Annotated in this window: 9 protein-coding genes; 4 read left to right on the top strand and 5 right to left on the bottom strand. The window is 70.1% G+C overall.

Annotated elements, in window-relative coordinates:
* Positions 1–11: 11 nt before the first annotated feature.
* Entirely contained in the window at positions 12–629 is a 618-nt protein-coding gene (locus KBX21_RS18235) for a copper resistance CopC family protein (protein WP_210842619.1), read from the top strand.
* 62 nt (positions 630–691) lie between these two features.
* Here the strand turns inward: KBX21_RS18235 and KBX21_RS18230 are convergent, their stop codons facing one another.
* Positions 692–1,453, bottom strand: a complete 762-nt coding sequence (locus KBX21_RS18230) for a PP2C family serine/threonine-protein phosphatase (RefSeq protein WP_049569333.1) — start codon at positions 1,451–1,453, stop codon at positions 692–694.
* An 830-nt stretch (positions 1,454–2,283) separates the two neighbouring features.
* On the opposite strand from KBX21_RS18230, the gene KBX21_RS18225 reads away from it, so the two are divergent.
* Positions 2,284–3,558 carry a glycosyltransferase gene (locus KBX21_RS18225; RefSeq protein ID WP_049569332.1) on the top strand — a complete coding sequence of 425 codons (1,275 nt, stop codon included), beginning with the start codon at positions 2,284–2,286 and terminating at the stop codon, positions 3,556–3,558.
* 17 nt (positions 3,559–3,575) lie between these two features.
* Complete coding sequence (locus KBX21_RS18220) at positions 3,576–4,571, top strand: anti-sigma factor RsbA family regulatory protein (protein WP_049569329.1); 996 nt, start codon at positions 3,576–3,578, stop codon at positions 4,569–4,571.
* Here KBX21_RS18220 and KBX21_RS18215 read toward each other — a convergent pair.
* Both KBX21_RS18215 and KBX21_RS18210 read right to left on the bottom strand, forming a co-directional pair.
* Positions 4,561–4,908, bottom strand: a complete 348-nt coding sequence (locus KBX21_RS18215; protein ID WP_049569326.1) for an STAS domain-containing protein — start codon at positions 4,906–4,908, stop codon at positions 4,561–4,563. The genes KBX21_RS18220 and KBX21_RS18215 overlap by 11 nt on opposite strands.
* 163 nt (positions 4,909–5,071) lie before the next feature.
* Entirely contained in the window at positions 5,072–5,839 is a 768-nt protein-coding gene (locus KBX21_RS18210; protein ID WP_049569324.1) for an ANTAR domain-containing response regulator, read from the bottom strand.
* A 154-nt stretch (positions 5,840–5,993) separates the two neighbouring features.
* On the opposite strand from KBX21_RS18210, the gene KBX21_RS18205 reads away from it, so the two are divergent.
* Positions 5,994–7,151, top strand: coding sequence for a PAS domain-containing protein (locus tag KBX21_RS18205; protein ID WP_210842618.1), 1,158 nt, complete (start codon positions 5,994–5,996; stop codon positions 7,149–7,151).
* A 583-nt stretch (positions 7,152–7,734) separates the two neighbouring features.
* On the opposite strand, the gene KBX21_RS18200 is transcribed toward KBX21_RS18205, so the two are convergent.
* Positions 7,735–8,373, bottom strand: coding sequence for a two-component system response regulator (locus tag KBX21_RS18200; RefSeq protein WP_049569320.1), 639 nt, complete (start codon positions 8,371–8,373; stop codon positions 7,735–7,737).
* Between the two features lie 6 nt (positions 8,374–8,379).
* Positions 8,380–12,804, bottom strand: coding sequence for a HAMP domain-containing protein (locus tag KBX21_RS18195; RefSeq protein ID WP_210842617.1), 4,425 nt, complete (start codon positions 12,802–12,804; stop codon positions 8,380–8,382).
* Positions 12,805–13,086 lie beyond the last annotated feature (282 nt).

Raw genomic sequence — 13,086 nt, 5'->3', positions numbered from 1 at the left:
GAGAGAAGATCATGAGAAGAATCCGTACCGCGGCCCTGGTCGCCCCCTTCGCCGCCGCGCTGCTGCTGGCCCCCGCCCCCGCCTTCGCCCACGACGTGCTGATCGCCTCCGACCCGGAGGACGGCGTCACCCTGGACACCGTCCCCGAGGAGGTCACGCTGACCTTCAACAACGCCCCGATGTCCGGTGGCAGCGGCAGCGCCATCGTCGTGACCAGCCCCGGGGGCGAGGAGATCCAGGAGGGCGAGCTGACCTTCGACGGCACCGACGTGTCCGTCGCGCTCACGCCGCCCACCGAGGAGGGCGAGTACGGCATCTCGTACCGGGTGGTGTCCTCGGACGGCCACCCCATCCAGGACACCCTGGGCTTCACGCTGTCCGAGGAGGCCGTCGCGGCCGCCGCCCCCGAGGAGCCCGAGGAGGACCCCGCGGGCGCCGAGGAGGAGACACCTGAGGAGACCACGAGCGAGGCCCCCGTGGCCGAGGAGACCGCCGCCGAGGAGGGCGGGACCTCCCCGCTGATGATCCTGGCCGGTGTCGTCGTGGCCGTCGCCGCGATCGGCGCGGTCGTGCTCGTGGTGGTGCGTTCGCGCAACCGCCCCGGCTCCGGAGAGGGCTCCCAGAAGTAGCACCCACGACATGGGGGCCCGCACGCCGACGCGTGCGGGCCCCTTCCGTGTTCGAGCGCCGGCTACCTTCTGCGGGCCAGCAGGATGCTGATGTTGTCCTTGCCGCCGGCTTCCATGGCGGCCTGCCAGAGGGCGTGTACGGCGGCCTCGTCGCTGCCGGCCTCCGCGATCATCCGTTCCATCTCCTCGGGCAGCACCAGGTCCGACAGGCCGTCGCTGCACATGAGCCAGGCGCTGGGGTCGGCGGCGTCGTCGCGTCCCACGTGGGGGACCATCGAGCCGCCGGAGCTGCCGCCCAGGGACTGGGTGATGAAGTTGGTGGTGACGGGGCGGCCGTCCTCGGAGGGGGGCAGGGCCGGGGAGTCGTCCTCGGAGAGCTGGCGCAGGTGACGGCCCTCGAGGCGGTAGGTGCGGGAGTCGCCCACGTTGAACCAGAAGTTGCCGTCACTGTTGAGCAGCACGCCCGCGACCGTGGTCCCCATGCCGGAGAACTCGGTGTGCTGGAGCGCGTGGTCCTTGATCTCCTCGTCGATGTTGGTGAGGAGCTGGGCGATCTCCTCGGCGCCGTTCAGGCGCGGCCCCATCTCGGCCATGCGGTGCACCGCGTGTTCGGAGGCGATCTCACCGGCGGCCTGGCCGCCGATCCCGTCCGCGACCGCGAGGATGACCGGTTCGCTCACCGGCAGCACGCAGCGGACCGGGGAGGTCATGTTCGCGCTGGCGACGGTGAGAGCACCCATGACCACGGAGTCCTCGTTGGCGGGGCGAATAGCGCCCCGGTGCGTGAGGGCCGTGACAATGACTTCCCCACCAGCGACACCCATACGCCCTTCCTCCCGTTTCATCGGCCGTGGCCGGTTGCCCGGCGCCTGGCGCCGGGCCTTGGTCGAGTCCCGTACATCGTCTGGATTCAGTAACCGTACCGAGCCACCGCCGGAGTCGGTCAAAATCCGCGTACATCATGGCGGAAAACACCCGGATATGCAGTTCCCGCACCGGTTTTCGCCGCCAAAAGTGTGGTCGCGGTTGATCCTGGGACGTGTGTGGTGCCGTCGTTCGGTTCGGGTCCGACAGTAGCGGTGCCGGGGACCGCCCGACAGGGCCCACCGCCAGGTTCGGACAACCCGCAGACCAGAGGCCCCGCGCGACAACGGCCCGGAGGCGCCGGACAGGGGTGCGCCCGCTCCCGCGGCGCCCTGAAGGGGATCGATGCCACGTTGTCGGTTCCCTGAGGGTCTGGCAGAATGGTCCCGTTGGGTGTCTAAGACGCAGACACACACGACCGCCCTGTGCGGTGCCCTGACTTCCTCGGGTGCCCCGGTGGCTCGAACTCCCTTTCGACGGTCGTTTGGTGTGGTCTCATGCGTCCTTCCCTTCCTCTCTCCTCTCCGGTCTCCACCGTCCGTGCGCACCGCGTGCGCGCGGTCCTCAGCGCTGCCCGCCATCCCCCTCCACCGGACCCCGGTCCCGGACGCGCGTCTTCCTGAACCCGTCCGCCCCGCTCCCGTGCCCGAGCGGCCCGGCGCCACCGCGGCCGCCGGTGCGGGACCACCGCGCAAGCCCCGCCCGGCAGGATTCCGACTCCCCGCTCCGGAGTCCCGCCGGGCCCATCCACGACGGACACCACGGCGGTGTCCAAGGAGTCCGAAGCCCAGTGAAGATCGCCATGGTCGCCGAACACGCCAATCCCCTCCCCGCCCACCGGGGCGAGCCGGCCTGCCCCGCGAGCCTGCACGTGTGTGCCCTGTCCCGCCAGCTCGCCAAGCGCGGGCACCGGGTGACCGTCTACGTCCGCCGCAGCGACCCCGCCCAGCCCGACGGCCGCACCCGCATGGCGCGCGGCGTCTCCGTCGCCTACCTGGACGCCGGGCCCGCCCGCCCGCTCGCCGAGGAGGAGCACGCCGAGCACACCGGGGCCTTCGGGACCGCGCTCGCCGCCGTCTTGGACGAGGACGTGCCCGACGTCCTGCACGCCATCGGCTGGACCAGCGGTCTGGCCGCCCTGCACGCCCAGGCACACAGCGAGAAGGACCAGAGCGGGACCCCGATCGTCCAGACCTTCCACTCGCTCAACGCCAGCGAGCAGCGCTCCGGTCTGCCCGAGCGGCCCGACCGCGCCCGCATGGAGACGATCCTCGCCTCCCGCGCCGACCACGTCCTGGTCAACTCCACCGACCAGCAGGGGGAGCTGGCCCGCCTGCGCGTGCCGCGCCACCACGTGAGCGTCGTGCCGTTCGGCGTGGACCCGGACCACTTCAGCGTGGAGGGCAGCGCCTCGGCCGAGCCGTGGCACGCCCGCCGCGAGGAGCGCGCCCGGCTGGTCTCCGTGACCCCCCTGACCGAGGCGGGCGGCGCCCGGCGCCTCGTGGAGGCGATGGTGCGCCTGCCCGAGGCCGAGCTGGTGCTGGTGTCCACGGCCGAGGACCGGGACGTGGCCCTGGACGAGAACGCCCGGAGCATCGAGCTGCTCTCCAAGGAGCTGGGCGTGGACGACCGCGTGCACCTGACCGGTCCGGTGGAGCGCAAGGAGCTCCCGCGTCTGCTGCGTTCGGCCGACGTCTTCGTCTCCGCGGCTTCCTATGACCCCTACGGCGGCGCGGTCCTGGAAGCCATGGCCTGCGGGCTGCCCGTGGTGGCCACCGCCACCGGCGCTGTCCCCGGCGCGGTCCTGCACCGCACCAGCGGCGTCCTGATGCGTTTCGGCCGCCCCGACGAGGTGGCCCGTTCGGTTCGCGCCGTCCTGGGTACCCCGACGATGAGCACCGCCTACGGGATCGCCGCCGTGGACCGGGCCCGCTCCCGGTTCACGTGGCAGCGCATCGCCATCGAGACCGAGCTCGCCTACGAACGTTCGCGTCCGCATCTGGCCGCGCGCGACGAGATCGAGGAGGATGAGGCGGACCTCCTCCTGTCCGGCTCCGCCAACTGAACGGTCCGCCCACACCGATGACGTTCGAACACCAGGGACTCCTGTTCCGCCGTGAGAGACGGTTCCACGATGTGGCGTTGGAGCGGCTGCGGTCCTCCGTCCGCGCCGACGCCCACGTCGTGCTCTCCGTCGCCGACCCCGGACCGCTCCTGAACGAGCTGGACCGGCACGAGCGTGACAGGGTGAACGTCATCGGGAGGGACGACCTCTACGAGGCCCCTGGGCGCACTCTGGCCGCCCTGCACCGGCTGGCCCTCCTCCACGGGCCGGGGCCGGTGAGCGTGGTGGCCGAGCCTCCCCTGGCGTCACTGGCGGACGGGCCGACGATGGAGCTGCGCGAGTGGCACCGGCTGGAGTCGGTGTTGAGCACAGCGTTGGCGCCGATGCGCATGCGCATGCTGTGCGTGCACGACGAGCGCCCCCTGGGGCCGGGCGTGCGCGCCGCGATCCGCGCCACCCACCCGACGCTGGTGGACGAGGCGGGTCCGCGACCCAACCCCGCCTACCTGGGGACCGAGACCTTCGGCCGCCGCCCCCTGGCGCCGGAGCCGCTCGCCGTGAGGGGGCCGGTGCACCGGCTGGAGATCGGGCAGTCGCTCCCCCGTCTGCGCGAGGAGCTGGCGGCGCTGGCGGGCGCGGTCGGCCTGCCCCGGGCGCGGGTGGACAGCATGGTCGTGGCGGTGAACGAACTCGCGGCGAACGTGCTCGAACACGGCGCGGGCAAGGGCAGCGTCCACCTGTGGCGTGCGCGGGACCGGTGGGTGTGCGATGTGCTCGACGAACACGGCGACCTCACTGATCCGCTGGCGGGCTACCGCCCGGCCGACACCCTCCGATCACGCGGTTACGGGCTGTGGATCACCCGGCAGACCTGTGACTTCCTGGAGATCTGCGGCAGCGGTGAGGGGTCGCTGACCCGGCTGCACTTCGTCGATCAGACACGTGTCGACCATGAGGGCGGTTCGGTCGGTGCCCGGGCGGGGTGCGGCCGGGGGGTCGAGCTCACGCCTTGAGCGTGTCCACGGCGTTGTCCGTGCTCGCGTCGATCGGGATGACCTGGTCGATGCCCGCTATCACGAAGAGGCGGTTCACCTGCGGCTGCGGTTCGGTGACGACGAGGCCCAGGCCGAGGTCGCGGGCCTGGCGGAAGGCCGAGACCAGCACCCCGATGCAGCGGGAGTCGCAGAAGCCCACCTTGGCGAGGTCGACCACCACTCCGACGGGCAGGGGCGCGGACAGCACCTCGTCGAGGGCCTCCGCGAGGGCGGGTGAGGTGACGGCGTCCATCTCCCCCACGGGTGTCACGATGACGACGCCATCCTCGCGGCGGATCGAGATGTCTGACGTCACGCTCGGTTCTCCTTGTCGTTCACGTGCGCCGAGCGGAGCTCGACGCTCCCCCGGGCGGACCGACCGCCACCGCGTACCGCGACGGCCCCGAACCCTCATCATGACGGCTCACGGTCACGCTCTGGACTCGGAGTGACCTCGACCAGTAGGCGAAGCCGCCGTCTCAGCGCCCGTCTGGCCTCGGACGGCGCGACCGCTGCGGCCCGGTGTTCTCCGCGACCAGATCCCGGGCCACGTCCACGACCTTCTTCCGGTTACGCTGCGCCACCTCCCGAAGCGCGGCGAAGGCGGTGTCGGCGTCACAGCCCCGGGCGTGCATGATGATGCCCTTGGCCTGGTCGATCACCGTGCGCGCGGACATCGCGCGGCGCATGTGGGCGGACTCGCGGGCGGCGTCGGCCTGGCGGTCGGCGGTGTTCAGGGCCATCGCGGCGTGTTCGGCCAGCAGCGCCGTGAGCTGGGTGACGACCACCTCGTCGAAGGCGTCGGCGCGGCCGGAGTGCACGCCGAAGGTGAGGATGCGGTCCTCGTCGCCGTCGCCGGTGAGTTTGCTCGGCTGGGTGACGGAGGAGCGGTCGCCGCACTGCACGGCCATGCTCGTGTACCGGGGCCAGCGGTTCTCGCGGAGCACGTCCGCGACGCGGACCTGGGTCATCTCGCGGACGGCCTCCACGGTGGGGCCCTGGTCGGTCGTGTACTGGTGTTCCAGGGCCTCGGCGAGGTCGGAGTGCGAGGCGCCGTAGTCGGTGACCACGTGGCGGATGGAGCCGTCCTGTCCCACCACCTCGCGCCAGACCACCACCAGCGCGGCCGAGCAGCCCGGGACCCCGAGGGCGGCGGCCCTGCTCATCTGGTCCAGGGCACGTTGGAGGGTGGTGTGCTCGGCCTGCCCCAACGCTCCGATGTCACGGGCGAGGCGTTCGATCCACACTGTCCGAACCTCCTCCGACGATTCCCGGGTCCCCGCTCCAAAGGTAACCTTCGGGAGACCCTCGACCGGACGGTCGCCCGACCCGGCCGCGGGTCAACGGTGTCAGGCCCGTGGCTGGCGGGACGCCCTCGACGATGACCGGGAGACCCTGAGCGTGTCGGAGAACCTCGCCGATCTGCAACGCGAGATCGCCGCTCTGAGTGAGCGGATAGTTGCCCTGCGCAATACGCACGCCATGTACCCGGACGACGCCCAGGGCACCGCGGAGGCGGCCCTGGCCGAACTGGAGTACGCCGAGCGCCTGCTCGGGACCGCCGGGTCGGAGCTGGCCCGCGCGCACAGCGAACCGCCCGAACCCCGCAGACCCGCCGAGGACGGCGACCGCGCACTGCTGCGCGCGGTGTTCAACGAACTCAGCGTGCCCGTGGTCCTGCTCGACCACGACGGCTACGTCCGAAGGATCAACGGCGCCGGGGCCACCCAGCTGGGCAGCGCCCCCGGCTACCTCACCGGCAAACCCTTCACGCACTTCGTGGACCTGCGCAAACGCGCCGCGATGCAGTCGTGGTTGGCTGCGGTCCTGCGCGGAGACGGCCCGGCGCACCTGGAGTCGCGCCTGGCCCAGCGCGGCTGGGCGGAGGACGTGCACCTGACCCTCACCCGCCTGCAGCTGCCCACCGAGGCGCAGCCGCTGGTGCTGGTGGCGATGTCGCCGCCCATGAGCGGCTCGGAGGAGGAGGGCCCGGCCCCGCTGGAGTCCGAGGTGGAGGACCAGGTGGTCGTGTTGGCCGCTCGACGCCTGGACGTGCTCACCCGGATGACCCGGCTGCTGCTGCGCGGCACCACCCCGACCAGGGACCTGGCCCTGACCGACGCGGCCGACCTCCTGGCCGACTCCTACGCGGACTGGGTGATCATCGACGTCTGCGACCTGCCCGAGGGCCCCAGGGCGGCCCGCCGCGCGACCGTGGTCGGCCCCGCCGACGCTCCCGAGGGACAGCGGGAGGAGGTCGCCTCACTCACGCCGGGTGACTCGGACATCCCAGGCGAGGTGCTGGGACGGGGCCAGTCCCTGTTGTTCCCCCTGATCGAGGACGAGACGGTCCTGGGGCACTCGCGGGTCGGGGCCCCGCTCCTGTCCGTCCTCGGCGCGGGTTCGCTGCTGTCCGTGCCGCTGAGGGGCAGTCGGGGGGTGCGTGGCGCACTCACCCTGATCCGCCGCAGCAACCGGGGCAGCTTCCGGCTGGCCGACCTCGGACTGATCGAGGAGATCGGCGAGCACATCGGCCTGGCCCTCCCACCCCGTCCCTGATATTCGGGCCTCCGCGTCCTTCCAGGGCCTCCGCTTCGCTTCGGCCCGTGTTCGGCGCCTTGGAGAGGATTCGGGTTTCGGGACACAGTGTCCTCGTCCACGCCTGGCTCGTTCCTCGCTGGCGGCTTGCTGGCGTGGCAGACGCGGTGGATCGGCTTTCCCGACCGTGGCTCAGGTGTACAGGCAACTCCCGCAGGGCAGAGCCGGATGCTCGATCGGGGGTCTCAGCCGCCATGGGCGCCCGTGCGGCCGAAGGCCCGACCGCCCCAGCCGCAGGCGGCAACCCGCAGGCTCACCTCAGCCACAGGCGTGAGTCCAGCCTCTACGCGCTCACCCCAAGGGGGGTGCTTGGTTCGGCGCCGGAGAGGGTTCTGGAGGTGGTGGAGGTGGGATCGCGAGGAACGAGCCATCACACCGCAGACGCCGAAGGTTCCTCTGCAAAGGCGCCGAACCCGGGCCAAAGCGAAGCGGAGGCCCAAAAAAGGTGAGACGCCGGAGAGGGTTCTGGAGGTGGTGGAGGTGGGATCGCGAGGAACGAGCCATCACACCGCAGACACCGAAGGTTCCCCGCAAGGGCCCCGAATTACTGGGGCCCGTGCAGGGTGTCGACCAGGGTGGACAGCCGGGAGGCGGAGCGGTCGACTCGTCGGACGGCGTCCACCAGCGGCTGGTCGGCCTCCTGGTAGTTGTCGACGACGTGCTCGCGCAGGGAGGCGAGGTCGGCCTGGACCTGGCGCGAACGCTGGGCCAGCTGCTCGGCCAGGACCCGGCCGGGTTCCCCGGTCTCCTGGTTGAGGACCCGCTGGAGTGACCTGGCCTGTTCGCGCATCTGCGCCTTGAGCTGGTGCAGCTCCACGAACACCTCGACCTTGGAGCGCAGCACCCACGGGTCGAACGGCTTGATCAGGAAGTCCACCGCGCGCGACGAGTAACCGCGGAAGACCTGGTGCCGATCGACCTCCTGGGCGGTCAGGAAGATGATCGGCACGTCCTTGGTCTTCTCGCGCTGCTTGATGTGCGCGGCGGTCTCGTACCCGTCCATGCCCGGCATGATCACGTCGAGCAGGATGACCGCGAAGTCGGTGCCCAGAAGGTGCTTCAGAGCCTCCTCACCGGAGTTGGCCCTGACCAGGTTCTGGTCGAGGGAGGTGAGGGCCGCCTCCAAAGCGATCAGGTTCTCGTCTCGGTCGTCGACGAGAAGGATGTTGGCCTTCTGAGTCACTGCTGGCTACTCCGAGTCTTCTGTCGGGGTGCTACCGGTGCTGCCAGTGTCCCCGCTCGCGTCGTTGTTATCCGTGGTTTCGCCGTGGCCGTGGTGGCCCGTGGCGCCATTGTGCCCGGCCTCGGTCGCGTCCGCTCCACCGGCCCTGAGGTCGTCGCCCGCCGCGCCCGCTCTGGTCTCCTCCGGGCCCGCCGTGAGCCAGCGTCGCATCACGTCCAGGAGGTGGTCCAGGTCCACCGGCTTGGTCACGTAGTCCGTGGCCCCCGCCGCGAGGCTGCGCTCCCGGTCGCCCTGCATGGCCTTGGCCGTCAGGGAGATGATCGGCAGGTCCTCGAACTGCGGCATCTCGCGGATGCGCTGGGTGGTCTGGTTGCCGTCCAGCTCGGGCATCATCACGTCCATCAGGACGAGGGAGATGTCCTCGTTGGCCTCCAGCTTCTCGATGCCGGTGTGCCCGTTGTCAGCGTAGAGGACCTCCAGCCCCTGGGCTTCGAGGGCACTGGTCAGCGCGAACACGTTGCGCACGTCGTCGTCGACGATCAGCACCCGCTGTCCGGCCAGTACGGCCCGCCGCTCGGGGTCGGTCCGGGCCTCCACCGTCTCCTGGGAGCTCTCACTCGACTCCGCCTCGGCGGGATCGGGCGCCTTGAGCACCTGCACCATGGGCAGCGGCTCGACCGTCTCCCCGGAGTCGGTCAGGGCCGCCACGACGGCGTCGAAGTCCTCGTCCGGCATGTTGAGTTCGTCGTCGGTCAGGTCCGGCAGGGAGTCGAACTCGATCCGGCTCGGTTCGATCGCGGGCACCGGCTCCAGGCTGGTGGTGATCTCGTCCGCGTTCTCCCCGGCGTCGTCGGGCAGCCGGACCGGGAGCAGCAGGGTGAAGGTCGACCCCTGGTTGGCCACGCTCTGCACGCGGATCTCACCGCCGAGCAGGCGGGCGAAGTTCCGGCTGATGGACAGGCCCAGGCCCGTGCCGCCGAAGCGCCGCGAGGTGCCGCCGTCACCCTGGTGGAAGGCCTCGAAGATCACCTGGAGCTTGTCCTCGGCGATCCCGATCCCGGTGTCGGCGACGGTGAACGCGATGACCTCCTCGTTCTCCACGAACATGTCGAGGTCGGCGTTCTCCAGCGCCCAGGCGGGTTCGATCAGCAGCCGCACCTCGCCCTGCGGGGTGAACTTCACCGCGTTGGAGAGCAGGTTGCGCAGGATCTGCTGGAGGCGCTGCTCGTCGGTCCACAGGGTGCCCGGGATGTCCGGTGAGACGTCCACCGCGAACGCCAGCCCCTGCTCGCCGGTGACCGGGCGGAAGGTGGCCTCCACGTAGTCGACGAGCTGGGCGATGGAGACCTCGCTGGGCTGCACCTCGGCGCGGCCCGCCTCCACCTTGGACAGGTCCAGGATCTCGTCGATGAGCAGCAGCAGGTCGCTGCCGGCCTTGTGGATGGTCTGCGCGAACTCCACCTGCTTGGCGGACAGGTTCTGCTCGGCGTTGTCCGCGAGCAGGCGGGCCAGGATCAGCAGGCTGTTCAGCGGCGTGCGCAGCTCGTGCGACATGTTGGCCAGGAACTCGGACTTGTACTTGGACGAGACCTGGAGCTGGTGCGCGCGCTCCTCCAGGGCGTTGCGGGAACGCTGGATCTGCTGGTTCTGGAGTTCGATCGCGCGGTTCTGGTTGGCCAGCTGTGTGGCCTTCTGCCGCAGCTCCGCGTTCTTGCCGCGCAGCTCCTCCTGCTGGCGCTGGAGCTCGTTGGAGCGTTCGCGCAACTGGCTGGTGAGCTGCTGGGACTGTTCGAGCAGGTGCTCCGTGCGGTTGTTGGCCAGGATGGTGTTGATGGTGGTGCCGAGCAGGGCCACCAGCTGGCGCAGGAAGTTCTTGTGGATCTCTCGGAACTCGTCGTAGGACGCGAACTCGACCACGCCGAGCGAGCGCCCCTCGGTGACGATCGGGAGGATGTACAGGTTGCGCGGCTGCGCGCCGCCCAGCCCGGACTCGACCTGCACGTAACCGGGCGGGATGTTGGAGATCTGCTGTTCGACCTGCTGGGACAGCGCCTCACCGGCCAGGCCGATGCCCTTGCGGATGCGCTGGCGCCCCTCGGGCGGGTCGAAGCCGAACCCGGCGTAGAGGCGGAAGACCCCCTCGTTGTCCTGGTCCTCGGGCAGGTAGCAGGCTCCGTGCTGGGCACCGATCAGCGGCGTCACCTCGGTCATGATCAGGCGGGCGAGCTCGTTGAGGTCGCGGTGGCCCTGGATGTGACCGGAGATGCGGGCCAGGTTGGACTTGAGCCAGTCGGCGTCGGCCTGGTCGGCGGTGGTCTCGCGCAGGTTGGACACCATCAGGTTGATGTTGTCCTTGAGCTGTTCCATCTCGCCGCGGGTGTCGACCTGGATGTTGCGGGTCAGGTCGCCCTTGGCGACGGCGTTGGCGACCTCGGCGATCGCGCGGACCTGTGTGGTGAGGTTGCCCGCCAGCCCGTTCACGCTGTCGGTCAGCTGCTTCCACGTGCCGGTGACGCCCTCGACCTTGGCCTGGCCGCCCAGCTGCCCCTGGCTGCCCACCTCGTGCGCCACTCGCGTGACCTCGGTGGCGAAGGCCGACAGCTGGTCGACCATCGTGTTCACCGTCGTCTTCACCTCCAGGATCTCGCCCTGGGCGTTGACGTCGATCTTCTTGGTGAGGTCGCCCGCGGCGACGGCGGTCGTGACCTCGGAGATGTTGCGCACCTGGGTGGTGAGGTTGTGCGACATCGAGTTCACGTTCTCGGTGAGGTCGTTCCAGATACCCGAGACGCCCCGGACGCTGGCGCGTCCGCCCAGCTTGCCCTCGGTACCCACCTCACGGGCCACACGGGTCACCTCGTCGGCGAACGCGGACAGCTGGTCCACCATCACGTTGATGGTGTCCTTCAGCTCCAGCATCTCGCCCTTGGCGTTGACGGTGACCTTCTTGGTCAGGTCACCGGCGGCGACCGCCCGCGTGACCATGGAGATCTGCCGCACCTGGTAGGTCAGGTTGTTGGCCATGGAGTTCACGTTGTCCGTGAGGTCCTTCCAGACCCCGGACACGTCCCGCACATGGGCCTGCCCGGCCAGCTTGCCCTCGGTACCCACCTCGCGGGCCACCCTGGTGACCTCGTCGGCGAACGTCGACAGCTGGTCCACCATCTTGTTGATGGTGTCCTTCATGTCGAGCATCTCGCCCTGGGCGTCGACGGTGATCTTCTTGCTCAGGTCGCCCTTGGCGACCGCCGTCGTCACCTGGGAGATGTTGCGGACCTGGTAGGTGAGGCTGTTGGCCATCGAGTTGACGTTGTCGGTCAGGTCCTTCCAGATACCCGACACGCCCTTGACGTTGGCGCGACCGCCCAGCTTGCCCTCGGTGCCCACCTCACGGGCCACCCTGGTGACCTCGTCGGCCAGGGAGTCGAGCTGGTCGACCATGGTGTTCACGGTGTTCTTCAGGGCCAGCATCTCGCCCTGGACGTCCACCTCGACCTTGCGGGTGAGGTCGCCCCGCGCCACCGCGGTGGTCACCTTGGAGATGTCGCGGACCTGGTTGGTCAGGTTGTCCGCCATGGAGTTCACGTTGTCCGTGAGGTTCTTCCAGATGCCCTGGACCCCCCGGACGTTGGCGCGGCCGCCCAGCTTGCCCTCGGTACCCACCTCGCGCGCGACGCGGGTGACCTCGTCGGCGAACGTGGAGAGCTGGTCCACCATCGTGTTGAAGGTGTCCTTGAGCTCCAGCATCTCGCCCTGGACGTCGATGGTGATCTTCTTGCTGAGATCACCCCGGGCGACGGCGGTCGTGACGGTGGAGATGTCACGGACCTGGAGGGTGAGGCGGGAGGCCATCTGGTTGACCGACTCGGTGACCTCGCGCCAGGCACCGGAGACGTCCTCGACGCGGGCGCTGCCGCCCAGCTTGCCCTCGGTGCCCACCTCGCGGGCGACCCGGGTGACCTCCTCGGTGAAGCCGCTCATCTGGTCGGCCATCCGGTTCACGGTGTTGGCCAGGCGCAGGAGGTCGCCCTTGAGCTCGCCCCGGCGGCCCTCGGTGGAGGCCCGGCGGTTCAGTTCGCCCTCGGCGACCGAGTCCAGGACGCGCGCGACGTCGGTGACGGGTTCGGCGACCTCGTCGAGGAGGACGTTGAGGGCGCGGGCGCTGTTGCCCCACGCGCCGCGTGCCGGGTGGACGTTGACCCGCTCGTTGAGCCTGCCCTCGTCGCGCACGACGTCGCCGACCCGCTGGAGTTCGGTACTGAGCTGCTCGCTGTGGTCGATCACCTCGTTGAAGACGGAGGTGATCTCGCGGAGTTTGCCGCTGCCGCGCGACCTGAGCCGGACACTGAAGTCGCCGTCACGCATCCGGTACAGGGCACTCAGGATCTCGTCGAGCTGGTCGTCGGCCAGTTCCGTGACCGCCTCGGGCATGAACCCCTCCTCAATCCCGCACGTCTTCTCGGCCACCGAACGCGTATCGGCCCACGGTGAACGGCCCCGTACGAATCGCACGCACGGGACACGGAGGTGCACGTGCCTCACGAGCACCCCTGGTGACACCCCGTCACGTTATCGTCGCGGAATACCACCCGAAAGAAGCGGATGTGTCGTCTTACACTAACTGGCGGAGCCAAAGCGCACAGGAGTGTTGGGCATGTTCCCCTTTCGCTCGTGGCTGACCCGCCTCGGGTTCCCGTCCGTGAGAGCCGTTCC

The organism is Nocardiopsis sp. B62 (assembly GCF_018070675.1).
GTDB classification, from domain to species: Bacteria; Actinomycetota; Actinomycetes; order Streptosporangiales; family Streptosporangiaceae; genus Nocardiopsis; species Nocardiopsis prasina.
Note: the sequence above shows the minus strand (reverse complement) of the source record. Positions and strands in the feature narration are given on the sequence as shown.

Bases quoted from the DNA above. Each gene is read 5' to 3' on its own strand.
- KBX21_RS18235 (WP_210842619.1), top strand. From the start codon at position 12: ATGAGAAGAATCCGTACCGCGGCCCTGGTCGCCCCCTTCGCCGCCGCG.
- KBX21_RS18230 (WP_049569333.1), bottom strand. From the start codon at position 1,453: ATGGGTGTCGCTGGTGGGGAAGTCATTGTCACGGCCCTCACGCACCGG.
- KBX21_RS18220 (WP_049569329.1), top strand. From the start codon at position 3,576: ATGACGTTCGAACACCAGGGACTCCTGTTCCGCCGTGAGAGACGGTTC.
- KBX21_RS18195 (WP_210842617.1), bottom strand. From the start codon at position 12,804: ATGCCCGAGGCGGTCACGGAACTGGCCGACGACCAGCTCGACGAGATC.